The 21,667-nt window shown below is 69.5% G+C and carries 22 protein-coding genes; 12 read left to right on the plus strand and 10 right to left on the minus strand.

Translation table 11 applies throughout. The annotated features are described in order from the left end of the window. Positions 1-79 precede the first annotated feature (79 nt). Positions 80-685 (plus strand): TetR/AcrR family transcriptional regulator, encoded by a 606-nt coding sequence (locus QSK18_RS32200; RefSeq protein WP_285627008.1) that lies wholly within the window; start codon positions 80-82, stop codon positions 683-685. Here the strand turns inward: QSK18_RS32200 and QSK18_RS32205 are convergent. The 7 genes from QSK18_RS32205 to QSK18_RS32235 are packed head-to-tail and all read right to left on the minus strand — an operon-like array spanning position 666 to position 9,584. Then, a complete protein-coding gene (locus QSK18_RS32205; RefSeq protein ID WP_232813341.1) occupies positions 666-2,105 on the minus strand; it encodes an aldehyde dehydrogenase family protein in 1,440 nt (479 codons plus the stop codon). The genes QSK18_RS32200 and QSK18_RS32205 overlap by 20 nt on opposite strands. A 27-nt stretch (positions 2,106-2,132) precedes the next feature. Beyond that, a complete protein-coding gene (gene hpaD / locus QSK18_RS32210) occupies positions 2,133-3,206 on the minus strand; it encodes a 3,4-dihydroxyphenylacetate 2,3-dioxygenase (RefSeq protein WP_232813342.1) in 1,074 nt (357 codons plus the stop codon). Between the two features lie 8 nt (positions 3,207-3,214). Then, positions 3,215-4,711, minus strand: coding sequence for a 5-carboxymethyl-2-hydroxymuconate semialdehyde dehydrogenase (hpaE, locus tag QSK18_RS32215; RefSeq protein ID WP_285627012.1), 1,497 nt, complete (start codon positions 4,709-4,711; stop codon positions 3,215-3,217). Positions 4,712-4,751: 40 nt separating this feature from the next. Continuing rightward, a complete protein-coding gene (locus QSK18_RS32220; RefSeq protein ID WP_285627015.1) occupies positions 4,752-6,185 on the minus strand; it encodes a fumarylacetoacetate hydrolase family protein in 1,434 nt (477 codons plus the stop codon). After that, on the minus strand, positions 6,182-6,964 hold the full coding sequence (locus tag QSK18_RS32225) for an HpcH/HpaI aldolase family protein (protein WP_285627018.1): 783 nt from the start codon (positions 6,962-6,964) through the stop codon (positions 6,182-6,184). Before QSK18_RS32225 ends, QSK18_RS32220 begins: the two co-directional genes overlap by 4 nt. Beyond that, positions 6,949-7,734, minus strand: coding sequence for a 2-oxo-hept-4-ene-1,7-dioate hydratase (gene hpaH / locus QSK18_RS32230; RefSeq protein ID WP_285627021.1), 786 nt, complete (start codon positions 7,732-7,734; stop codon positions 6,949-6,951). Before hpaH ends, QSK18_RS32225 begins: the two co-directional genes overlap by 16 nt. 17 nt (positions 7,735-7,751) lie before the next feature. Beyond that, positions 7,752-9,584: an FAD-dependent monooxygenase gene (locus QSK18_RS32235; RefSeq protein ID WP_285627023.1), complete on the minus strand. Its 1,833-nt coding sequence runs from the start codon at positions 9,582-9,584 to the stop codon at positions 7,752-7,754. 88 nt (positions 9,585-9,672) lie between these two features. Between QSK18_RS32235 and QSK18_RS32240 the strand changes: the two genes are divergently transcribed. The 4 genes from QSK18_RS32240 to QSK18_RS32255 all read left to right on the plus strand — a co-directional run bounded on the left by QSK18_RS32240 (position 9,673) and on the right by QSK18_RS32255 (position 12,731). Continuing rightward, the gene (locus QSK18_RS32240; protein ID WP_502894303.1) at positions 9,673-10,362 is read left to right on the plus strand and encodes an IclR family transcriptional regulator; all 690 of its coding nucleotides are present in this window, start codon (positions 9,673-9,675) and stop codon (positions 10,360-10,362) included. A gap of 55 nt (positions 10,363-10,417) precedes the next feature. Further along, positions 10,418-11,149, plus strand: coding sequence for a VOC family protein (locus QSK18_RS32245; protein WP_285627029.1), 732 nt, complete (start codon positions 10,418-10,420; stop codon positions 11,147-11,149). 24 nt (positions 11,150-11,173) lie between these two features. Then, positions 11,174-11,560, plus strand: coding sequence for an MmcQ/YjbR family DNA-binding protein (locus tag QSK18_RS32250; RefSeq protein ID WP_285627033.1), 387 nt, complete (start codon positions 11,174-11,176; stop codon positions 11,558-11,560). Positions 11,561-11,627: 67 nt separating this feature from the next. After that, positions 11,628-12,731, plus strand: coding sequence for an NADAR family protein (locus QSK18_RS32255; RefSeq protein WP_285627035.1), 1,104 nt, complete (start codon positions 11,628-11,630; stop codon positions 12,729-12,731). Positions 12,732-12,792: 61 nt separating this feature from the next. Here the strand turns inward: QSK18_RS32255 and QSK18_RS32260 are convergent, their stop codons facing one another. Beyond that, positions 12,793-14,148 (minus strand): right-handed parallel beta-helix repeat-containing protein, encoded by a 1,356-nt coding sequence (locus QSK18_RS32260; RefSeq protein WP_285627037.1) that lies wholly within the window; start codon positions 14,146-14,148, stop codon positions 12,793-12,795. A gap of 368 nt (positions 14,149-14,516) precedes the next feature. Between QSK18_RS32260 and QSK18_RS32265 the strand changes: the two genes are divergently transcribed. Further along, entirely contained in the window at positions 14,517-15,128 is a 612-nt protein-coding gene (locus QSK18_RS32265; protein WP_352396705.1) for a GNAT family N-acetyltransferase, read from the plus strand. Here QSK18_RS32265 and QSK18_RS32270 read toward each other — a convergent pair. Further along, on the minus strand, positions 15,093-16,154 hold the full coding sequence (locus QSK18_RS32270; RefSeq protein ID WP_285627045.1) for an FAD-dependent monooxygenase: 1,062 nt from the start codon (positions 16,152-16,154) through the stop codon (positions 15,093-15,095). The genes QSK18_RS32265 and QSK18_RS32270 overlap by 36 nt on opposite strands. A gap of 64 nt (positions 16,155-16,218) precedes the next feature. Between QSK18_RS32270 and QSK18_RS32275 the strand changes: the two genes are divergently transcribed. The 3 genes from QSK18_RS32275 to QSK18_RS32285 all read left to right on the plus strand — a co-directional run bounded on the left by QSK18_RS32275 (position 16,219) and on the right by QSK18_RS32285 (position 18,215). Beyond that, positions 16,219-16,782 carry a TetR/AcrR family transcriptional regulator gene (locus QSK18_RS32275; RefSeq protein ID WP_285627048.1) on the plus strand — a complete coding sequence of 188 codons (564 nt, stop codon included), beginning with the start codon at positions 16,219-16,221 and terminating at the stop codon, positions 16,780-16,782. A gap of 170 nt (positions 16,783-16,952) precedes the next feature. Continuing rightward, positions 16,953-17,882: an endo alpha-1,4 polygalactosaminidase gene (locus QSK18_RS32280; RefSeq protein WP_285627051.1), complete on the plus strand. Its 930-nt coding sequence runs from the start codon at positions 16,953-16,955 to the stop codon at positions 17,880-17,882. 96 nt (positions 17,883-17,978) lie between these two features. Further along, positions 17,979-18,215 (plus strand): hypothetical protein, encoded by a 237-nt coding sequence (locus QSK18_RS32285; RefSeq protein ID WP_285627053.1) that lies wholly within the window; start codon positions 17,979-17,981, stop codon positions 18,213-18,215. Positions 18,216-18,269: 54 nt separating this feature from the next. On the opposite strand, the gene QSK18_RS32290 is transcribed toward QSK18_RS32285, so the two are convergent. After that, positions 18,270-18,797 (minus strand): RICIN domain-containing protein, encoded by a 528-nt coding sequence (locus QSK18_RS32290; protein WP_285627055.1) that lies wholly within the window; start codon positions 18,795-18,797, stop codon positions 18,270-18,272. Between the two features lie 155 nt (positions 18,798-18,952). Here QSK18_RS32290 and QSK18_RS32295 point away from each other — a divergent pair, with 155 nt between their 5' ends. From QSK18_RS32295 to QSK18_RS32305, 3 genes are all read left to right on the plus strand, one after another. Beyond that, complete coding sequence (locus QSK18_RS32295) at positions 18,953-19,750, plus strand: SDR family oxidoreductase (protein ID WP_285627056.1); 798 nt, start codon at positions 18,953-18,955, stop codon at positions 19,748-19,750. A 224-nt stretch (positions 19,751-19,974) separates the two neighbouring features. Beyond that, a complete protein-coding gene (locus tag QSK18_RS32300; RefSeq protein ID WP_285627059.1) occupies positions 19,975-20,493 on the plus strand; it encodes a hypothetical protein in 519 nt (172 codons plus the stop codon). Beyond that, the gene (locus tag QSK18_RS32305; RefSeq protein ID WP_285627061.1) at positions 20,490-21,665 is read left to right on the plus strand and encodes a zinc-dependent alcohol dehydrogenase; all 1,176 of its coding nucleotides are present in this window, start codon (positions 20,490-20,492) and stop codon (positions 21,663-21,665) included. Before QSK18_RS32300 ends, QSK18_RS32305 begins: the two co-directional genes overlap by 4 nt. Positions 21,666-21,667 lie beyond the last annotated feature (2 nt).

Genomic DNA, 21,667 nt, shown 5'->3' on the forward strand with positions numbered 1-21,667 from the left:
CGGTAGCCCAGCGGTCCGGACCCGGGGTCGCTGGCCTAGGGTGGAACGGAGGTGTCAGGCAAGAGAAGGGCCCGGCGTAGTGCCGAAGATCGTTGACCACGACGAGCGCCGCCGGCAGATCGTCGAGCTGGTCTGGCGGCTGATCGCCGAGGAGGGCATCCAGGCGGTCACCACCCGCCGCATCGCCGAGGTCTCCGGCACCTCGAACGGCGCTCTGCGTTACTACTTCCCCAGCAAGGAGGCGGCCCTCACCGCCGCCTTCGAGTACGTGGTGGACGCCACCAACCGCCGGGCCGACCGGGCCGACGCACACCGGCACGGCCTGGGCGGGCTGCGCACGCTGTGCCTGGAGATCATGCCGCTGGACGAGGAGCGCCGGGCCGAGGCCCGGCTGGTGATCAACTTCTGGCAGCAGGCCCTGAACTCCCCCGAGAAGGCCGCCCTGCACGCCGAGATCCAGCAGCGCTGGCGGGCCGAGATGACGGCGCGGCTGGACGAGGCCGAGGCCGAGGGCGAGGTGGTCGCCGGGGCGGCCGGGGCCGCCACGGTCGACGCCCTCGCCTCGTTCCTGCTGGGCCTGCAGATCGAGGCCGTGCTGGCGCCCGGGTACGCGACCCCGGAACGCCAGCTCGCCCAGCTCGAGGAGTTCCTGGCCCGGCTGCGGCTCAGGCCGTCGGCTGGATGACCGTCTTCGGCACACTCACCACCTTGGGCACGGCCACCGCCTTCAGGCCCTCGACGCCGAACTCGAGCCCGTACCCGGACGACTTGACCCCGCCGAACGGGGCCATCGGGTGCACCCCGCCGTGCCCGTTGATCCAGACCGTACCGGCCTCGAGCTGGTCGGCCACCGCCTGCGCCCGCTGCGGGTCGCTGCTCCAGACCGAGGCGCCCAGGCCCACGTCGAGGCGGTTGGCGCTGGCGATCGCGTCCTCCACCTCGGTGTAGCGGATGATCGGCAGGGCCGGGCCGAACTGTTCCTGATCCACCAGCGGGGCGCCGTCGCCCAGCCCGGTGACCAGGGTGATCGGGTAGAACAGCGGGCCCAGCTCGGTGGCCGGGGCGCCGCCGGTGACGATGGTGGCGCCGCGCTCGCGGGCGTCCTGGACCAGCCCGGCCACGATGTCGAACTGCATCGAGTTCTGCACCGGCCCCAGCACGCTCTCCTCGCTGAGCGAGGGCCCGAGCGGCATCTGGGCGGCCACCGCGGCCAGTGCCTCGACCACCCGGTCGTGGATCGACTCGTGCACGTACAGGCGCTTCAGGGCCGCGCAGGTCTGCCCGGTGTTGATGAAGGCGCCCCAGAACAGGTCGCCGGCGATCGCCTCGGGGTCGGCGTCGGGCAGGACGATCCCGGCGTCGTTGCCGCCGAGCTCCAGGGTGAGGCGGGCCAGGTTGGCGCCCGAGGCCTCGACGATCTTCCGGCCGGTGGCGGTCGAGCCGGTGAACATGATCTTGCGGACGTCCGGGTGGGCGACCAGCGCGGCGCCCAGTTCGCGGTCGCCGGACAGGGCGGTGAGCACCCCCTCGGGCAGTTCCTCGTTCAGGATCGAGACCAGCGCCAGCACGCTCAGCGGGGTGAACTCGGACGGCTTGGCCACCACCACGTTGCCCATCCGCAGGGCGGGGGCGATCTGCCAGATCGCGATCATCAGCGGCCAGTTCCAGGGGCCCACCGCGGCCACCAGGCCCACCGGGCGGTAGGTCAGCGTCGAGACCTGCTGCTCGTCCTCCACCACCACCTGGTCCTCCAGGACGGTGGCGGCGGTGGCCCGCAGCCAGGCCGAGCAGGCGCCCACCTCGAACCGGGCGTTCGGCCCGTTCAGCGGCTTGCCCTGTTCCCGGGCCAGCAGCCGGGCCAGGGGCTCGGCCACGGCCTCGATCCGCTCGGCCATCCGCAGCAGGCGGGCGCTGCGCTCGGCGTGGCCCAGTTTCTCCCAGGCCGGCTGGGCCTGCCGGGCCGCGGCCACGGCCCGCTGCAGGTCTTCGGGGCTGTGCTGCGGGGCCCGGCCGAGCAGTTGCCCGGTGGCGGGCTCGAAGATCTCCCGCCCGCCCTCGGCGGTCACCCGGTCGAGCAGGTCGGTCTCGGTCGTGCTTCCGGACATCGTCGTCCTCCAAGAAAGTCGGAGCTGTCAGAGCTGGTTGCCGAGCTTGAAGCCCTTTTCCACATCGCCCTCACGGGTGTACGAGAACCCGTCGGCGCCGATCGTCACGGCCATCTCGCTGGAGTCGGTGCGAGCCTGCAGCGGCACCGGCTCACCGTCCAGGTCCAGCACCGGCGAGGCCTCGGTGTACCAGCTGGGGACCACCGGGTTGCCCCACCAGTCGCGCCGCTGGTTGTCGTGCACGTCCCACGTCACCAGCGGGTTGTCCGGGTCACCGGTCCAGTAGTCCTGGGTGTAGACCTCCACCCGGTGCCCGTCGGGGTCGAGGATGTACAGGTAGAACGCGTTGGACACACCGTGCCGGCCCGGGCCGCGCTCGATCCGGTCGGAGATCCGCAGCGCCCCCATCTTGTCGCAGATGGCCAGGATGTTGTGCTTCTCATGGGTGGCGAACGCGACGTGGTGCATCCGCGGGCCGTCGCCCCCGGTCATCGCGGTGTCGTGCACCGTGGGCTTGCGGCGCATCCAGGCCGCGTACACCGTGCCCTCGCCGTCCTCGATGTCCTCGGTCACCCGGAATCCCAGGTCGACCAGGTGGGCGGCGGCCCGGGGGACGTCGGGGGTCACCTGGTTGAAGTGGTCGAGCCGGACCAGCGCGCCCGGGTTGTGCAGGTGGTAGGCCCAGGCCAGGCGTTCCACGTGCTCGACCTCGTAGAAGTACTCGATCGGGAAGCCGATCGGGTCGTGCACGCGCACCGCATCGCCCACGCCCCGCACGAAGCCGTCCTTGCGGCGTTCGACCCGGCAGCCGAGCTCGGTGTAGAAGTCCACGGCCCGGTCGAGCTCCTCGGGGGAGCGCACCCGGTAGGCGAACGCGGCCACGGCGGCGACCGGGCCCTGCCGCAGCACCAGGTTGTGATGGATGAACTCGTCGAACGTGCGCAGGTAGATCGCCTCGTCGGACTCCTCGGTGACCACCAGGCCGAGCAGGTCGACGTAGAACTCGCGGGACCGGGCCAGGTCGGTCACGACCAGTTCGAGGTAGGCGCAGCGCACGATGTCCGGCGGTGGGCTCTTCGGGGTCGGGATACGTTCGCTCATGGATGTTCTCACTTTGACGTGCCGAAGCGGGGGGAGTGGGCGTCGGTCAGGGAGATGTGCACGGCCTGCTGGTCGGTGTAGAAGTCGATCGATCGGTAGCCGCCCTCGTGGCCCAGGCCCGAGGCCTTGACCCCGCCGAACGGGGTGCGCAGGTCCCGCACGTTGTTCGAGTTCAGCCAGACCATGCCGGCCTCGACGTTCTGGGCGAAGGTGTGGGCGCGTCTGAGGTCGTTGGTCCAGATGTAGGCGGCCAGACCGTACTTCACGCCGTTGGCCAGCTCCAGGGCCTCCTCGTCGCTGTCGAACGGGGTGATCGCCACCACCGGCCCGAAGATCTCCTCCTGGAAGATCCGCGCCTCCGGCTTCACGTCGGCGAAAACGGTCGGCTGAACGTAGTTCCCGTCCTCCAGGCCCGCGGGCCGCTCGCCGCCGGCCACCAGGCGCGCCTCGCCCTTGCCGATCTCTACGTAGCCGAGCACCTTCTCGTAGTGCTCCGGGTGCACCAGCGCGCCGACCTCGGTGGCCGGGTCCGACGGGTCGCCGACCACCACGTTCCTGGCGCGCTCGGCGTAGGCGCTCACGAACTCGTCGTACACCGACCGCTCGACCAGCACCCGGCTGCCCGCGGTGCAGCGCTCGCCGTTGAGCGAGAACACGCCGAACACCGTTGCGTCGAGAGCCGCCTCGAGGTCGGCATCGGCGAAGACGACGGCGGGGGACTTGCCTCCCAGTTCCATCGACAGACCCTTGAGATACGGCGCCGCGTTGGCGAAGATGACCTGCCCGGTGCGGCTTTCGCCGGTGAACGAGATCAGCGGCACGTCGGGGTGCTTGACCAGCGCGTCGCCGGCCGTCTCGCCCAGACCGTTGACCAGGTTGAAGACGCCGTCCGGAACACCCGCCGCGCGGAAGATCCCGGCCCACAACGAGGCCGACAGGGGCGTGAACTCGGCCGGTTTGAGCACCACGGTGTTGCCGGTGGCCAGGGCCGGGGCCAGCTTCCACGACTCCAGCATGAACGGGGTGTTCCACGGCGTGATCAGGCCGGCCACACCCTTGGGCTTACGGTTGACGTAGTTCACCTGCCGCCCGGGCACCTTGTAGGTGTCGTCGCGCTGGGCCACGGTCAGGTCGGCGAAGAACCGGAAGTTCTCGGCCGCCCGGCGGGCCTGACCCAGGGCCTGGGTGATCGGCAGGCCGGTGTCCCAGGTCTCCAGTTCGGCCAGGCGCTCGTCCTGTTCCTCGATCAGGTCGGCGATCCGGTGCAGCACGCGGGAACGGGCGCGCGGCAGTAGCTTCGGCCACGGCCCTTCGGTGAAGGCCCGGCGGGCGGCGGCGGCGGCCAGGTCGATGTCGGCCTGCTGGCCCGAGGCGGCCTGGATGTAGACCTCGTTGGTGGTCGGGTTGAGCACGTCGAAGGTCGCGCCGTCGACGCTGTCCACGAAGGCGCCGTCGATGAAGTGCTGGATCCGGTCGGGCAGGTGGTCCGGTGTGGGCTGGGGCATTTCACTCCTTACAAACAATGGACGAGGGGGGCGGCGGGACTCAGAGCCCACCTTGCTTCTCGGTGCGGTACCGCTCGAGCCACTCGGCATTGGGTGGGAAGAGCCCGTCGACCCGGTGGCCGGCCGCGACCTGGGCCGCCACCCAGGCGTCCTGCGCCTCCTGCTCGGCCGCAGCCCGGACGACCTCGTCGAGCAGCGCGGCTGGGATCACCACCACGCCGTCGTCGTCGCCCACCACCACGTCACCCGGCACGACGGCGGCGCCGCCACAGGTGATGGTGGCGTCGACCTCCCAGGGCACGTGCCGGCGTCCGAGCACCGACGGGTGGGCGCCCTGGCTGAACACCGGCAGGCCGATGGCGGCGACGGCAGCGCTGTCCCGCACGGCGCCGTCGGTGACCACACCGGCCGCGCCCAGGGTGTGCGCGCGCAGGGCCAGGACATCGCCGACGGTGCCGGCGGTGGCATCACCACGGGCCTCGATCAGCAGCACATCGCCGCTCTTCAACGAGTCGAAAGCCCGCTTCTGGGCGTTGTACCCGCCGCCGTGGGAAGCGAACAGGTCCGGCCGGTGGGCAACGAACCGCAGCGTACGGGCCGTGCCGATCATCCGGGTGCCCGGCGTCAGGGCATGAACGCCGTCGATGCTGGTGTGAGGGTAGCCCCGCTTGCGCAGTTCGGAACTGAGGGTCGCGACGGCGACCTCGTTCAGCAGTCCGCGCAGCTCGTCGGTGAGAACTGGCTGCAGCCCGGCTGCCTCCGGTGACCCCCATGCCTCGGCGCGCTGCAGATCGTCCACTCGTGGTTGGGCCCCGAAGTCCGCGAACGGCACCGTTCCCTCGACCACCCGGGTGACCAGACGACCCGTCGAAACCCCGCCCGGAACGTCCACCTCCACCTCGACCGTGTCGCCGGGAACCGCGACCGACGAGCCGGCGGGCGTACCGGTGAGCACCACGTCTCCAGGTTCGAGGGTGATCAGCTGGGACAGATCGGCGATCAGCACCCCGAACGGGAACAGCAGGTCCGAGGTGGTGTCGTCCTGGGTGAGCTCGCCGTTGACCCAGGTACGCACCCGCAGGTTCGCCGGATCCAGACCGGCTGCCGGGATCAGCGTGGGGCCGAGGGGGGTGAACCCGTCACCGCCCTTGTTGCGCAGGTTCGAACCCTTGTCCGCAGCGCGCAGATCGTAGACACCCCAGTCGTTCGCGGCCGTGACCGCCTCGACCGCCGCCCAGCCTTCCTCCGGGCCCACCCGGCGGGCGGTGCGTCCGATGACGAGGGCGACCTCACCCTCGTAGGCCAGAAGCTCGGTTCCGTGCGGACGTTCGATCACCTCGCCGGAAGCCGCCACGGACGAGGATGGTTTGAGGAAATACGATGGGACGCTCGGCCGGCGGCCCCGCTGAGCGGCCCTGGAGGGGTAGTTCACGTGCACCGCAATGATTTTCCTGGGACGCGGGAGGGCGGTCACGGTGCCTCCTGAAGGTAGGTGGCGGCCAGGGCGTCGCTGCCCTTCGCGAGCATGTGCACGTCGGCGCCGACCAGGATGAAGTTCGCGCCGGCAGCGAGGTAGCGGCGGGCCAGGCTCGGATCGAAGGCGTTGAGGCCGACCTTCACGCCCAGCCCGTCGGCGACCGCGATACAGGTCTCGACCGCCTCGATCACGTCGGGATGATCCTGCTGCCCCAGCAGGCCCAGGGAGGCGGCCAGGTCGGACGGGCCGACGAAGATGCCGTCCACGCCGGGGGTGGCGGCGATCTGCTCGACGTTCGCGACCGCCTCGGCGCTCTCGATCTGCACGAACAACGAGATCGTGTCCCGCGCCCGGGAGAGGTATCCCTCCAGCCGGTTCCAGCGTGAACCCCGGGCCAGGGCCCCGCCCACACCGCGGATCCCTTCGGGCGGGTAGGCCACGGCCCGGGCCAGTCCGGCCGCCTGGGCCGGGGTGTCCACCATCGGCACCAGCAGGTTCTGCACCCCGAGGTCGAGGTACTGCTTGATCAGCACCGGATCGTCCGAAGGAGCGCGGACCAGAGTCGGTTTCGGCCCGACGGCGTGCAGCTGGGCCAGGATCGACTCCAGGCCGTTCGGGCTGTGTTCCGCGTCGATCAGCAGCCAGTCCAGGCTGCTGCCCGCGCAGATCTCCGCCACCAGCGGGCTGCTGCTGCACACCCACATGCCCACCAGGGGCCGCCCGGCCTGTTCCAGCCGGTCGGCGAACGTGGGGTCGGGCTCTACTCGAAACGGCACGTGATCGCTCCCAGGGTTGCGTAGTCGGCGTGCACGGTGTCGCCCCGGTGCACCCACATCGGGCGGGTGAACGAACCGGCCAGGACGATCTCGCCGGCCTCCAGAGCGCTGCCGTGCTGGGCGAGCTTGTTGGCCAGCCAGGCCACTCCGGTCGCCGGATGGTTCAGAACAGCTGCGGCGAGGCCGGTCTCCTCGATCGTCTGGTTGCGGTAGAGCAGTGCTCCCACCCAGCGCAGGTCCACCGCGTCGACCGGCACCGGGCGCCCGCCCAGCACGATCGCGCCCAGGGCGGCGTTGTCGCTGATCGTGTCGACGATGGTGCGGTTGTCCATCTCGATGTGCGAGTTCAGGATCTCCAGGGCCGGCACCACGTACCGCGTGGCGTCCAGGACGTCGAACAGGGAGACGTCCGGCCCGGTCAGGGGCCGGCCGAGGACGAAGGCCAGCTCCACCTCGACGCGGACGTTGGAGAAGTGGTCGAACGGCACCGCCGCGCCGTTCTCGTACACCTGGTCGTCGAAGATCACGCCGTAGTCGGGCTCGGTGATCCCGGTCGCGGCCTGCATCACCTTCGAGGTCAGGCCGATCTTGTGCCCGACCACCCGGTGCCCCTGCGCGGCCCGGCGCCGGGCCCACAGCGACTGCACCGCGTAGGCGTCCTCGATCGTCATGCCGGGGTGCCGGGCGGTGAGCAGCGGCACGGTCGTGTGGTCACGATCGGCCTGTAACAGCTCGTCGGCGATGGCCTCGATGTGCTGAGGGTCGAGCACGGAAACTCCTTGCGAGGTCAGGCGAAGATGCCGGCGAAGAAGGCGGACAGTTCGTCGTGGGCGGTCAGCGGCAGCACGTTGGCCACGTACTGGTCGGGGCGCACCACCACGAGCGCCCCGTCCCGGCTGATCCGGCGTTCGGTGAAGATGTCGTGCTCCTCGCCGGTGGCGTGCACCTTCTCCCAGTCGGTGATCCGGAACCGCCCGCGGTCCGGTTTGAACACGGCCGGCACCCGGCGCAGGTCGATCTCACCGAACTGCTGCTGGTAAACAATTTTCACATCGAACCAGGCGTCCAGGTCGAGATGCTGCGGAGTGTGGGCCCGCACCGGTGAGGCCGGATCGTCCGCGAGCCAGCCTGCGAACTGGTGAGCCGCCCCGCTGCCGGGCCGCGACTCGTCCGCAAATACGTAGATGCGCCAGCGGCCGTCGGCCCGGGCGTGGTGGCCCAGGTGGATCGGGGTGGTGTCGCTGACCCGGTGCACGATCGCGGACTTGAACCGTTTGCCGATGGGACAGCCGAGAGCCAGATCCTGGTGGGTGTTCTCGGCGGTGAGCACGGAGGGCTCGTACTGCGTCATGAAACCGGCTGGGAACTCGAAGGTCTGCACGTAGAAGGTTTCCAGCAGACTGGGGTCGGGCATCTGCTCGGCGGGGGTGGCCATCAGCGTGGACCACTCCTTGTCGAAGGCGATCAGGTTCTGCGCCACCACCTGCCGCTCGGCCGAGTAGGTCTGCAGCAGCGACTCCTGCGCCCGGCCCTCCAGCACGTGCCCGAGCTTCCAGGCGATGTTCCAGCCGTCCTGGATCGAGACGTTCATGCCCTGACCGGCCTTGGCGCTGTGGGTGTGGCAGGCGTCGCCGGTGATGAAGACCTTGGGGTCGTGGGCGACGTCGTCGAAGCGGTCGGTGAGCCGGTGCCCGACCTCGTACACGCTCCACCAGGGCACGTCCTGCACCTCGATGGTGTACGGGTGCAGGATCTTGTTGGCCCGCGCCACGACGGACTCCAGCGGGGTGGTGCGCACCTGGCCGTCGTCGTCCTCGGCCACCTCGCCGAGGTCGACGTAGAAGCGCGTCAGGAAGCCGCCCTCGCGGGGGATGAGCAGGATGTTGCCGCCGTCGTGGGACTGGATCACGCACTTGGTGCGGTAGTCGGGAAAGTCGGTGCGGGCCAGCACGTCCATCACGCCCCAGGCGTGCATGGCGGCCTGTCCCACGAGCTTGCGGCCGATCGCCTCGCGTACCTGGCTGCGGGCGCCGTCGCAGCCCAGAACGTACTTGGCCCGGACGGTGCGGGTGACGCCTGCCTCCCGGACCTGCACCAGGACGGCGTCGTCGGTGACCTCGAGCCCGAGGAACTCGACCCCGTAGTCCGGGACGGCGCGGGTGGGGGAGTTGTGGGCGAACTCGGCGAAGTAGTCCAGCACCCGGGCCTGGTTGAGGATCAGGTGGGGGAACTCGCTGATGCCGGAGGGGTCGTCGGGAACCAGCTTGGTGCGCACGATCTCGGCGGGCCGCGCCGGATCGGGGCGCCAGAAGGCCATCGAGTAGATCCGGTAGGCCTCCTCGATCAGACGGTTGGCGAACCCGAAGGCCTGGAACGACTCCACGCTGCGGGCCTGCAGGCCGTCGGCCTGACCGATCTCGAGCCGGCCGGGGCGGCGTTCGATCAGCCGGGTGACCACTGAGGGAAACTGCGCCAGCTGTGCGAAGGCGGTCATCCCGGCCGGGCCGGCCCCCACGATCAGCACGTCGACCTGGTCGGGCAGCCGTTCCGGGCGCTCCGGGCCGGCGGCCGGTTCCCGGCGGGGATCACCGGACACGTAGCCGTTGTCGTGGAACTGCATTCCGACCCCCTGCCGCCATTGGCATGTTCTATAATAGAACGAGCAGACCGATTATCGACCTGCCGATGGGAACGCTATGTTTCCGGGAATGCCCGCGCAAGGGGTCGGAGGAGTTTTGGTGGCGGACGGTCGGGCGGAAGGGCCCCTGCAGACGTTGTCGCGGGGAATCGCCGCGCTGGAGGTGCTGGCGGCCGCCGACGAGGCCCTGTCCATCGGGGAACTGGCCACCCGCCTGGGCCTGCACCGCTCGATCACCTACCGGATCGTGCGCACGCTGGAGCACCACGGTCTGGTGGCCCGCGACGCGGCCGGCGATCTGGTGCTCGGCGCCGGCCTGGCCACCCTGGCCCGCAACGTCTCGCGTGACCTGCAGACGGCGGTGCTGCCCGAGCTCACCGCCATCGCCAACGAGTGCGGCATGACGGCGTTCCTGACCATCCTCGACGGGCAGGAGATCGTGACCCTGATCAGCGTCGAACCACGTGCCGCAGTGGCCACCGTGGCCCAGCGCCCGGGCACCCGTCACGCCCTCGACCGCGGTGCCCCCGGCCGGGCCGTGCAGCGGGTGGTCGGCCGGGACCGGGGCACCCTGCCGTACGAGACGAGCCACGACGAGGTCACCCCAGGGCTGTCCTCGATCGCCGTGCCGCTGGATGTGCCGGGCCAGCAGCCTGCTGCCATTGCCGTCGTGTACCTGACCGGAGGCGCAGTCGACGTGGCCGCCATCGGTGAGAGACTCGCCGAGGCGGCCACGATCGTCCGTAAAGACTTTCGCTGAACCAGTACCGGCTGGTTCCCCGCGGGCGCGGGCGCGCGAGCATAGGGTTGGCGGCATGACGGAGAACTCCATCAATGCGCGCGTCGAGGCGGTCGCTCTTGATGCGGCCGACATCGAGGGCCTGGCCGGTTTCTACACCTCACTCACCGGCTGGACGATCGCTACCTCGGACAGCCACTGGATCACCGTGCGCACCAAGGAGGGGTTCGAGGTCGCGTTCCAGGCGGCCCCCGACCACGTTCCGGCGCAGTGGCCCGGGCAGGAGCGCCCGCAGCAGTTCCACCTCGACCTGCTGGTCAGCGATCCGGAAGCGGCCGCGCAGAAGGCCGAGCAGCTCGGGGCCACCCGGCTGGGGGCGGGCTCCAGCTGGATCACCATGGCCGACCCGGCCGGGCACCCCTTCGACCTGTGCCTGAGGGAGGGCGTGGGCGAGGTGGCCGGGTTGTACGCGGCCACCATCGACGCCCCCGACGCGGCCGGGCTGGCGGCCTTCTACGCCGAGTTGCTCGGTATCAAGGTGGCCTACGAAGGGCCGGAGGGCGCCATGCTCACCCCCGACAAGAGCTTCGTGGTCATGTTCCAGCAGATCAGCGACTACACCGCCCCGCAGTGGCCCGACCCGGAGCACCCGCAGCAGGCCCACCTCGACATCGAGGTCGACGACCTGGACGCCGGAGAGGCGCACGCGCTGAAGGCCGGTGCCACTCGCGTACCCGGCGACCAGCCCACCTTCCGGGTGTTTCTCGACCCGGCCGGGCATCCCTTCTGCCTCACTCTCACCGGCTGAGGCCCGGCGGTGGCCCATCCGAAGATGTTCGACGACGCGGACCCGTTCCTGCTGCGGGTGCGCGAACTGGCCCTACGGTTCCCGGACGCGGCGGAGAAGGTCTCACACGGGCGCCCGGCGTTCTACACCACGAAAGTCTTTGCCTACTACGGCGGCTCGGTACGTCAGGCGGGGGAGTGGCTGGCGCACGACCAGTCGGTGATGGTGCTGTGCGAACCGGATTCCCGCCCGGCCCTGGAGCAGGACGAGAGGTGTTTCGTGCCGGCCTACCTCGGTCCGGCCGGCTGGATCGGGCTGGATCTGGACGCCCGGACGGACTGGGACGAGGTGGCCGAACTGCTGGAGGAGTCCTACCGGCTCACGGCCGGGGCGCGCCGGGTGGCTCGCCTCGATCGCCTCTCGGCCGAATGATCCGGCCAGGCAGTGCAAGTACCGATTTGGGCCGGCCGGTGGGGGCCATGGGGCCATACTCAAGATCATGAGTCAACACCGGCGGACCTGGCGAACGGTAGACGGCGAGCGGGTCGAGGGGACATGGCGGCCGGCCTTCATCCGTAACGGCGACGATCACTACCTGACCGATCTGGTGATCTACGCCGACGGCGTGGTGGACTGCTGGGACCTGGTGACGCTGGCGGAGTTCGAGCTGAAGCTGGCCAGTGGGTGGGTGGCGACCGAGATCCCGGACGGTGCCCGGGCGTCGGCGCATCACCTTGCGTCGTGGACCTTCTCGAACGTCGAGACCTGGATGAGCGCAGACATGCTGCTCGGTGAGGTCAGGGACGAGGTCGAGCGGCTGAACGGGCGTCCCGACTCCTCGGTGCGATGCGTTGAGGCGGCTCTCAGGTTCGCCGGTGACCCGAGCGAGACCAACCAGGACCTACTGCGGGCGGCCTACGACGCTGTACCTGAGCATCTGCGCACATACATGCTCGGGGACATGGACAGCAAAGACCTGCCGGTTCAGTTCCTGGTCGCTGGACCGGGGCACCGGACGGTCGGCGGGGTGGTGGTGACGGAAGAACGGCACGCCTGGGCACTGCAGTACTTCGCTGATCGGGAACATGAGATGGCGTCATGGCTCACGCGCGAGGTCCCGGAACCGGAGGGGGCGGGCACCAGCGTCTACATCCCGCAGGTTCCCTCCCCTCTGGGGCACGAGCAGGAGCCGGGACTGTTCTGCCTGCGCAATGAGTTCCCCGCCGAGATCACCGTGGACGGGCACACCTATCCCAGCGTCGATCACGCGTACTGGGCCACAGCGGTGCTGGACCACGAGGTGCGGGCGCGGGTGTTGGCGGCCGAGGCTCCGTTCGGGACCAAGCGGTTGGTGCGGGGGCAGCAGTTGCGCGACGGCTGGGAAGTCATGCGTCTGGCGGTGATGACCGACCTGCTGCGCGCGAAGTTCGCCCAGCATCCCGATCTGGCCGCGGTCCTGGTCGGCACGGGGGCCTCACGCCTGCTGCACACCGGCCCTGACGGGCCTTTCTGGGTGTCTCACGGCGACGAGGGCCGCAACTGGCTCGGTCGCCTGCTCGAACTGGTCCGTTCCGAGCAGGCGCTCGAGGCTGGTCGTCCGTGATGCCGGCCCCGCAGCGCAGCCGCCTGAGCTGACTGCGCTGCGGGGGCCTGCATCTACAGGCTCAGAACGCGCCGATGTTCTTGGTGGTCGCGGTCGCGGCGTCGCTGGCCGTGCCGGTGAGCGGGCTGCCCGTGGCCGGCCGCAGGCTGGTGAGCACCGGCAGCCTTCCGTTCGACTGCCGGGCGGCGTCCCAGCCGGTGGTGCTCACGCTCTGGAAGTCCTTGCTGGTCAGGGCCTTGGACAGGTTCCAGGAGTTGTTCTTCTGGGTGGTGCCGCCCAGGTTGCTGGTCAGGGTGCCGCCGAAGGCGACGTTGTCGTGCAGGTTGCCGAGCCCGGTGGCGGCGCCGCTGGAGGTGATGCCCAGCATGTTGTAGTTCGGCCGGTTGTTGTAGGCGGTGTTGTGGTTGAAGTTCAGCGCCACCGGGTGGTGGTTGGCGTAGAACCCGGCCGCGCGGTTGTTGAACGCCACCGAGTAGCGCACCGTGTGCTTGACCGCGGCGGCCTGGTACATGCCGCCGTAGCCGCCGGCCTTGATGCCGCTGCCGTTGCCCGCGGCCGTCTCGGTGCCCGGCACGTAGCCGTTGTGCCAGGCCCAGGAGTTCTCGATGGTCACCGGCGAGTAGGCGTTGATCAGGTCGAAGCCGTCGTCGGAGTTGTTCCAGGCCCGATTGCCGCTGAAGCGGTTGCCGGGCTGGTTGGCGGCCACGTGCGCCCCGAAACCGTCGGCACTCTCACCGGCGCCGTTGGAGGTGTACAGGTCGTAGTTGTCGTGCGAGTCGCTGTTGAGCACCAGGTTGTTGCTGCCGTTCTTGATGAACAGGCCCGGGCCCATGTGGTGGTGCAGGTTCAGCTGGTCGAACGTGTTGTTGCTGCCGGTGACGTACACGCCCCACGACTCGTGGTTCAGGGTGTTGTTCTGCCGCACGCCGGTGAGTTCCAGGCCCTTGACGTTCAGGTAGCTGCCGGTCACGTTCAGGCCCTTGATGCGGCAGTCGTCCTTCATCGCCGAGAAGTTGAACACCGGCTTCTCGCCCGGGTATGCGGCGTAGGTGATCGGTGCCGCCGAGGTGCCGCTCTTGGACAGTGTGATCGCATCGACCAGGGCGGTCCGGCTGGAGCAGGCCTTGGTGGCCGCGGTGAAGGCGTACGTCCCGGCCCGGAAGTAGACGGTGTCGCCGGCACTGACCGCCGTCTGGGCCCGGGCGATGCTCCTCCACGGGGCACTCTTGGAGCCCGCCGCAGCGTCGCTGCCGTTGGGGGCGACGTAGTACGTCGCGCCCGTAGCGGCCGCGGTGACGCTGGTGCTGCTGCTGAGCGGGCTGACCGCGTACGCGGTGGCGCTGCCGGCGATCAGGACGCCGGTGATGCCGGCGATCGAGATGAGCCGGCGCGGGGAGGTACGGGGTCGGCTGCGCATGGGCGCGAGGAGTCCTTTCCTGAAGGTGTCCCGGGCGCGCTGCGCCACGGACGGGGATCGAGAGCACTCTCGACACCGGGCCGGGTCACATCTTCAGGGGATAGAACCACTTTCCGGATCGGTGGACAGTCAACTCCTGGGCGAAGTCGACCGTCAACCGCCGGTCGTTAGGTGAATGAAAGCCCTGGGTAAAGCCTTTGCTGGTGAGGCAGTGGCCTTGCGCCCGGTATTGCCTGGGCGTGATCCGCGGCAAATTAGGTACCGGACCGGACGCCCGGAGCTCTGGGCCGAAAAGGCGTGGCTCCTGTGCAGTCGTCATGAAAAAATCCGTGCGCATCCTGACCGACGTCTGCGTTCCGGAGGTCCGCATGGACATCGCTTCGCTGCTGCCGTTGACCACGCCCCGGTTGACCCTGCGCCGGTTCGCTCCCGACGACGCGGACGACCTCTACGCCTACCAGGGCCTGGCCGGCGTGGCCCGGTACTTGTACCGGCCTGCGCACACACGTGAGCGCAGCGAGGAGGTTGCCGCCGAGCGTGCGGCCTGGACGGCCTGGGGCACTGACGGGGACAAGGTGTCGCTCGCTGTCTGCCGTCGCGATGAGCCCGGCCTCATCGGGGAGGTGAGTCTTACCCTGGCCAGTGCTCACGCAGCTCAGGCCGAGATCGGCTGGACCGTCGGCCCCGGTCACCAGGGGCACGGCTACGCGACCGAGGCGGCCGCGACACTGGCCGGGTTCGCCTTCGAAACATTGGGCGTGCACCGGCTCTACGCCCGGCTGGATGTGGAGAACACCGGGTCGGTGCGGGTCTGCGAGCGGCTCGGGATGCGCCGTGAGGCGCACCTGGTCGAGAACGACCTGGACGGGGATCGCTGGGGGAGCGAGTACATCTACGCGGCGCTGGCTGCGGATCTTCGAGCCGCGGGCCTGGATGTGGCGGGCTCAGCTCGGGGGCCCGGCCAGCATGCTCACCCGTAGTAGTCCGTCCCGCACCGGCCGGCCATGACCTACCCGGCTCACCCACCCGGCGAGCGCGGCCATGCGGGCCAGTCGCTGGGTGGTGGGGCGACGTCTGCGGTCGTACACACCCAACCCGGCCGACAACGTCCCCCCGCTTACGCACTCGGCCAGCGTGACCGCGTCAATAATTGATTCACAGGCCCCGCGGCCCAGATCAGGGGTCATGGCATGGGCGGCGTCGCCGATCAGTGCGGTCGAACCCCGAACATAGGACGGCAGCGGCGGGGTCACGTAGATGTCGTGGCGGAGGATGTGGGCCTCCTTCACGGAATCCAGGACACGGCTGACGGGGTGCGCCCAGCCCTCGTACATCTCTCTCAGGGTGGGCAGTTCGTGGCCGGGGTGCTGAGATGCCGGTGCTGCGGTCGCGGCGGCATACCAGTTGGTGCGGCCGTGGTCATGGGGAGTGACGCCGAACTTCAGGCCCGGGCCCCAGACCTCGGTGAAGCTGTCGGTCGACATCCCTTCGACCACGCCTCGCCAGGCGGTGGTGCCGGAGTACCGGGCCCGGTGGGCCGGCCCGAACAGGTGCTCGCGGGCCTGACTGAACACTCCGTCGGCAACCACCACCAGATCGGCCTCGAATCCTTCGAAGTGGCCGACCGGCCGCCCCAGCAACACCTGCGCGCCCGCCGAGACGGCGGCGCGGTGCAGAACCGAGAGCAGGGCCGGCCGGGGCACCAGATAGACGTCGTCGCCGGCCCGTCGACGCATCCGGTCCAGGTCGAACCGGGCGATGGGGGAACCGTCCGGCCGCAGGAACGCCCCGGCTTCCTGACGTCGGCCGGCCTTGCGGATCTGCTCGTCGAGGCCGAGTACGTGGAGGGCGCGGAGGGCCTGTGGCCAGATGCCGAGGGCGGTGCCGGTGTCGGGAAGGACCGGGTTGCGTTCGTGGACGGTCACCTGCCAGCCCTGTCGGCCGAGGGCGGCTGCCGCGGTCAGGCCGCCGATGCCTCCGCCGATGACGATCGCCCGTCTGGTCATGTCAGCAAGGTACAACAGGTGTTGTTATGAGACAACACCTGTTGTGTCGCTATAGGGTGGCGCGGTGCCCTCCCGTCGCGAAGAGCTGCTCGACGCAGCCATCGAGGTGCTCGGCGGTCAGGGCGTACGGGGTCTGACTCACCGGGCCGTGGATGCCGCAGCAGGAACGCCGGCCGGGGCCACGGCGAACTACTTCAAGACGCGCGAGGCACTGCTCGGGGCGATCGCCGAACGCTTTGCCGAGCGGGACGCCCATGCCTGGGAGGCGATCGCGGGTCTGGTCCGGCCGACCACCTCCGCGGAACTCGCGGCCGCCCTGGCCGCCTACGTCCAGCGTGCCCTCGGCCCCGACCGAGCGGTGACGGTGGCCCGGTTCGGCCTGTTCGTCGAAGCGGCCCTACGCCCCGACCTGCAGGAGCGCCTGGCCGGGCCGAGCCGTGAGCTGCGTCAGTGGGCCACGGAATGGCTCAGCGGCATCGGCTCTGCCGAACCGGCGGCCGAATGCAACGCGCTGATGGACTATCTCGACGGCCTGATGCTGCACCACCTGGCTTTCCCTCCGCTGGAGGACGATCTGGAAGAAGCCGTGACCAGGGGTGTCCGGGAACTCTGCACCTACGACGCCTGACGGCCGCAGAAACATTGATCTAGGCCGCATTTAACGCTCCCCAGTCACCGGACCTCCTACCTTCGGGTGCGTTACAGAGCGCTCAGCCGGCGAACTACGCGCTGCGTAATCGGTCCGGCACTGGTCGCCAGGGGTCAGCCCGAGGCGGGGTGTTCTGGGGTAGGAAGAGCATGAGCAACAAGCGCACGCACCGCCGACGCATCCTCGTGGCCTCGGCCGCGGGCCTGGTCCTGCTGCTGGGAGTTGGGTCGTATGCCACTGCCAGTGCGGCCAATCCCTGGCGCGACCGCGGTGGGCGTGGGGCTGAGCGGCCCACGCCGGTTCAGACCACCACCCCAGCCGCGACTGCGACTGCGGCTGCGGACACGGAGGTGACGCTGCCTCCGGCCAACGGGCAGTTCGACTACCAGATCGGCGGTGCCTACACGCCCGCGGCCGCGGTGAAGATCGTCGACCGGGACCGTGAGGCGAAGCCGGCCTCGGGCAAGTACAACGTCTGCTATGTCAACGCTTTCCAGACTCAGCCGAGCGAGGCCGACTTCTGGACGGGGAGCCACGACGACCTGTTGCTGAAGACGGCGGGCGGGGACTATGTAGAGGACTCCGAGTGGGGTGAGTTCCTGCTCGACACCTCCACCGTGGCCAAGCGCAAGGCCCTGGCCGCGGTCGTGGGCGGGTGGATCGACGGCTGCGCGGCGGCCGGGTTCGACGCCGTGGAGCCGGACAACCTCGACACCTACACCCGCTCGGACGACCTGCTGAGCAAGGACGACAACGTGGCGTTCGCGGCGCTGCTGGCCGAGCGGGCCCACGACGCCGGCCTGGCCATCGCCCAGAAGAACACGGCCGAGCTGGACCAGAGCGATGCGAAGGCAGCCGGTTTCGACTTCGCCATCGCGGAGGAGTGCCAGGTCTGGAAGGAGTGCGACGCCTACACCGACATCTACGGCGACCAGGTGTACGAGATCGAGTACACCGACAACGGCCAGGCTGCCTACACCAAGGCCTGCGCTTCCCAGGGCAAGGAGATCTCGGTGATCCTGCGTGACCGCAAGGTCGTTCCCTCGGGCAGGTCGGCCTACCGCTACCAGTCCTGCTGATCCTGGCCGGCGAGATCGTCGTCGTGTGGCGGTTCGGGTTCAGGCGGTTACCGTGGGCATGACCCGTTCGGCAAGGCCGCTGATCCGGAGGATGCCATGAGTGAACCCGCCGCCGAAAATGTCTCGCCTCAGGACGAGGGTCAGAGCGTGGGCCAGGCCGATGCCGTCGCCGATGCGGAGGCCGCCGGGGCCGAGGCCTCTCCCGGGCTCCGTTTCGACGGCAACGCCGAGCTGGGCGAGAACGACCGGGCCTTCGCCGAGGAGGGCGGGGAGCCGGTGGGTGCGGCTGACGCCGAGGCCGACGCGGCGCAGGCGGGCGCCGACGAGTCCTGACCGCGTGAGCTGACCGTCCGGATCCGGGCGGTCAGCTCCTCCGCGGCTGCGAGCTCAGGCCCGCCAGGTCCAGTAGTAGGCGGTGTTGCAGCTGATCTGCTTGATCTGGGTGCCTGCCCCGGCCGGCACCAGAGTGTCCAGACAGAGGCCGGTGCGCCGGTTCTGCAGACGGTAGTGGTCCAGCCCGCCGACGCTCTTGCGGTTGATCGGCTTCCATTCGCTGTTGGTCGTGACCAGCGTGCACTGCATCTGGACCGCCGGGGCACTCGAGAGCACCACGTCACCGCGGATGGTCAGGCACTTGAGAGTGCGCACGTTCTTGATCTGGTAGTAGCCGTTGCTGGTGTCGTGGAAGAACCACTGCTGCCACTGAACCCGGTTGCCGAAGCAGTTCTGCGTGACCAGGACCAGTTCTTCCTGTGTGCTCCCGGCCCCGGGCACCTCGATGCACTTGAGGTTGCCCTCCTGCTGGATGACGTAGGGGCCGTGAGCCGCCGCCGAGGCCGAGCCGGCGGGGAGGCCGACGAAAAGGGTGACCAGGAACAGCCCTACGGCAACGGGTAGACCGCGTCTTCTCAGCACCGGGATTCCCACCTCTCGCGACAACCTTGTCGATCAAGGCGAAATTAGCAGGAATGTCCGTTTCTGGGAATGGCGGTCGGGACCGGTCGGATTGCGATCGAGAAGGGGGCACAGGAGGGTCGGGGCGCAGCCGTCCTGAGGAGAGGATCGAGATCATGCCCTTCGAACCGCGCCGGGCCATCGTGACCGCAGGTGATTCCGGAATCGGCCGGGCGGTGGCCGTTGCTCTGGCCGATGCCGGTATGGACGTGGCCCTCACCTGGCACACCGACCAGGAAGGCGCCGAGCGCACCGCCGAGGAGGTTCGGGGGCTGGGCCGCCGGGCGGTGACGGCCCAGCTGGACACCGCCGACCTGCCCGGGTGCGGGGATGTGATCGACCGGCTGGCGGACGAGCTGGGTGGCGTCGACGTGTTCGTCAACAACGCCGGAACCGGTGACGGTAAACCCTTTCTGGAGCTGGATTACGAGACCTGGCGGCAGACGGTGGCCACCGATCTGGACGGTGCGTTCGTCTGCATCCAGCGGGCGGCCCGACGGATGGTCGCGGCCGGGAGTGAGGGCCGGATCATTGCGATCACCAGCGTGCACGAGACTCAGCCGCGGGTCGGCTCGTCGGCGTACGACGCGTCCAAACACGGTCTGGGCGGCCTGATCAAGACCATCGCCCTGGAGTTGGGCCAGTACGGCATCACCGCCAATAGTGTTGCTCCGGGCGAGATCGCCACGCCGATGACCGGCCAGACGGATGTGGACCCGCACCAGGTGCACCGTCCGGGTGTGCCGCTGGGGCGGCCGGGCGATGCCCGCGAGATCGCTGCTGTGGTGGCTTTCCTGGCTTCGCCGGCCTCGAGTTACGTCACCGGCGCCTCGTGGGCGGTGGACGGGGGCATGCTGCAGATGGGGCCGCAGGCCGGCTCTCACATCACCAGCGACGAGTGGCGTCAGGTCTGAGATGAACCGCTACGGCCGTCCTGGAGTGCATACTTCGGGGCGGCCGCGGCGTTTTGGTCCGCTTGCTGCAGTTCTGCTGCCTTTGCCGTTGCGGGACGGTCAGGCTCTTCTAATCTTCTGCAGGAGCGGGTTCGCAGGTCGGGCCCACGCCTGTGAAGGTCGAACAGCGGCCTTGAGCGGCACCGACGACCAGCCTCGGGCTGGTCGGGTTTCGGAGCGAAGACATGGAACAGCCCAGGGCCACGAACCAGGCCGGGACGAAGCGCAAGATCGGTACCCTCGCCGGCGCGACCGGGGTGGTGGCCGGGGTGGCGACCGCGGTACGGCGGCGGATCGCCTCCCGCGACTCGCTCGTTCCCGACCGCCAGGACGATCCGTCACGGTGGATGGTGGTGACGGTCTACCGAACTAAAGACGACAGTGGGCCTTTGGTGCTGCCGGAACCTCTGCGGGCATGGGGCGACTCGATCGAGGCACGTACGGCCACCGCGCCCGGCGGGCGCGGTACGGAACTTGCGGTGCGGTTGCGTGATCCGCAGACCGACACCGTGCCCGACCTGCCGGACGAGCTCGACGGGACCACACCCGTCCAAAAGCTTCGTTCTGCTCTTCGGCGCTCCAAGCAGCTGCTGGAGACCGGTGAGGTGCTGCGGGCCACCGCACCCGGCACATCCGAGCCGACGACCTTGAACGCGCCGTTGCGCGCGGCAACTTCGGCTTCGGGCGGGGAGGGGCGGCTGTGAGGGCGCTGACTTGGGCCGGAGTGAACGAGGTCGAGGTCCGTGAGGTGCCCGACCCGCACATCCTCAACGACGGCGACGTCGTTCTGCGGGTTCAGCGCAGCGCCGCCTGCGGTTCCGACCTGCACCTTCTGGGCGGCTACATCCCGTTCATGGAGCGCGGAGACGTGCTCGGTCACGAGTTCATCGGCGAGGTGGTCGAGGCCGGGCCCGCCGTGCGCAAGCACGCCGTGGGCGACCGGGTGGTGGTGTCTTCGTTCATCGCGTGCGGCCGGTGCTGGTACTGCGACCAGAAACTGTTCTCGCTGTGCGACAACGGCAACACCAACCCGTCCATCACCGATGCTCTCTGGGGCGGCACGCCCGGTGGGTGTTTCGGGTATTCCCACGCACTGGGTGGTTTCGCCGGCAGCCACGCCGAGTACGTGCGCGTTCCCTACGCCGACGTCGGCGCATTCGCCGTGCCCGAGGGCGTTTCGACCGAGCGTGCCCTGTTCGCCTCGGACGCGGTGGCGACGGGATGGACGGGGGTGGATCTGGCCGGTACCGGGCCGGGTGACATCGTGGCCGTGTGGGGTGCCGGTGCGGTTGGTCAGATGGCCGCCCGCGCAGCCATTCTGCGCGGCGCCGAGCGGGTCATCGTGATCGACCGGCTGGACTACCGTCTCGTGCAGGCCGAGTCGGTCGTCGGCGCCGAGGTGCTGAACTACGAGAAGACGTCGGTCGAGGCCGAACTGCTGGAACGCACCGGTGGGCGCGGGCCGGACATCTGCATCGAGGCGGTCGGCATGGAGGCCGACGGTCCGGGCGGGCAGACCCTCTACGACCGCACGAAGCAGCAGCTGAGGTTGCAGACCGACCGTCCCGCCGCCGTCCGGCAGGCAATTCACGCCTGCCGCAAGGGCGGAACGGTTTTCGTGCTGGGCGTTTTCGCCGGGGTGGTGGACAAGTTCCCGCTCGGCGCCCTGGTGAACAAGGGCCTGACCGTCCAGGGTGCTCAGATGCACGGCCAGCGGTACATCCCCGAGATCCTGGAGCGGATGGCCCGCGACGAGATCGTCACCGAGCACCTGGCCACCCACGTACTGCCGCTGGAGCAGGGCCAGCACGGCTACGACATCTTCAAGGCCAAGGCCGACGGGAACGTGCGGACGGTGTTCGCGCCCAACGGCTGAGC

This window comes from Kineosporia sp. NBRC 101677 (assembly GCF_030269265.1).
GTDB lineage: Bacteria > Actinomycetota > Actinomycetes > Actinomycetales > Kineosporiaceae > Kineosporia > Kineosporia rhizophila.

Bases quoted from the DNA above. Each gene is read 5' to 3' on its own strand.
- QSK18_RS32285 (WP_285627053.1), top strand. From the start codon at position 17,979: ATGAGTGAACCCGCCGCCGAAAATGTCTCGCCTCAGGACGAGGGTCAG.
- QSK18_RS32255 (WP_285627035.1), top strand. From the start codon at position 11,628: ATGAGTCAACACCGGCGGACCTGGCGAACGGTAGACGGCGAGCGGGTC.
- QSK18_RS32250 (WP_285627033.1), top strand. From the start codon at position 11,174: ATGTTCGACGACGCGGACCCGTTCCTGCTGCGGGTGCGCGAACTGGCC.
- QSK18_RS32300 (WP_285627059.1), top strand. From the start codon at position 19,975: ATGGAACAGCCCAGGGCCACGAACCAGGCCGGGACGAAGCGCAAGATC.
- QSK18_RS32235 (WP_285627023.1), bottom strand. From the start codon at position 9,584: ATGCAGTTCCACGACAACGGCTACGTGTCCGGTGATCCCCGCCGGGAA.
- hpaD (WP_232813342.1), bottom strand. From the start codon at position 3,206: ATGAGCGAACGTATCCCGACCCCGAAGAGCCCACCGCCGGACATCGTG.
- QSK18_RS32205 (WP_232813341.1), bottom strand. From the start codon at position 2,105: ATGTCCGGAAGCACGACCGAGACCGACCTGCTCGACCGGGTGACCGCC.
- QSK18_RS32265 (WP_352396705.1), top strand. From the start codon at position 14,517: ATGGACATCGCTTCGCTGCTGCCGTTGACCACGCCCCGGTTGACCCTG.
- QSK18_RS32280 (WP_285627051.1), top strand. From the start codon at position 16,953: ATGAGCAACAAGCGCACGCACCGCCGACGCATCCTCGTGGCCTCGGCC.
- QSK18_RS32240 (WP_502894303.1), top strand. From the start codon at position 9,673: ATGCCCGCGCAAGGGGTCGGAGGAGTTTTGGTGGCGGACGGTCGGGCG.
- QSK18_RS32245 (WP_285627029.1), top strand. From the start codon at position 10,418: ATGACGGAGAACTCCATCAATGCGCGCGTCGAGGCGGTCGCTCTTGAT.
- QSK18_RS32260 (WP_285627037.1), bottom strand. From the start codon at position 14,148: ATGCGCAGCCGACCCCGTACCTCCCCGCGCCGGCTCATCTCGATCGCC.
- QSK18_RS32270 (WP_285627045.1), bottom strand. From the start codon at position 16,154: ATGACCAGACGGGCGATCGTCATCGGCGGAGGCATCGGCGGCCTGACC.
- hpaE (WP_285627012.1), bottom strand. From the start codon at position 4,711: ATGCCCCAGCCCACACCGGACCACCTGCCCGACCGGATCCAGCACTTC.
- QSK18_RS32295 (WP_285627056.1), top strand. From the start codon at position 18,953: ATGCCCTTCGAACCGCGCCGGGCCATCGTGACCGCAGGTGATTCCGGA.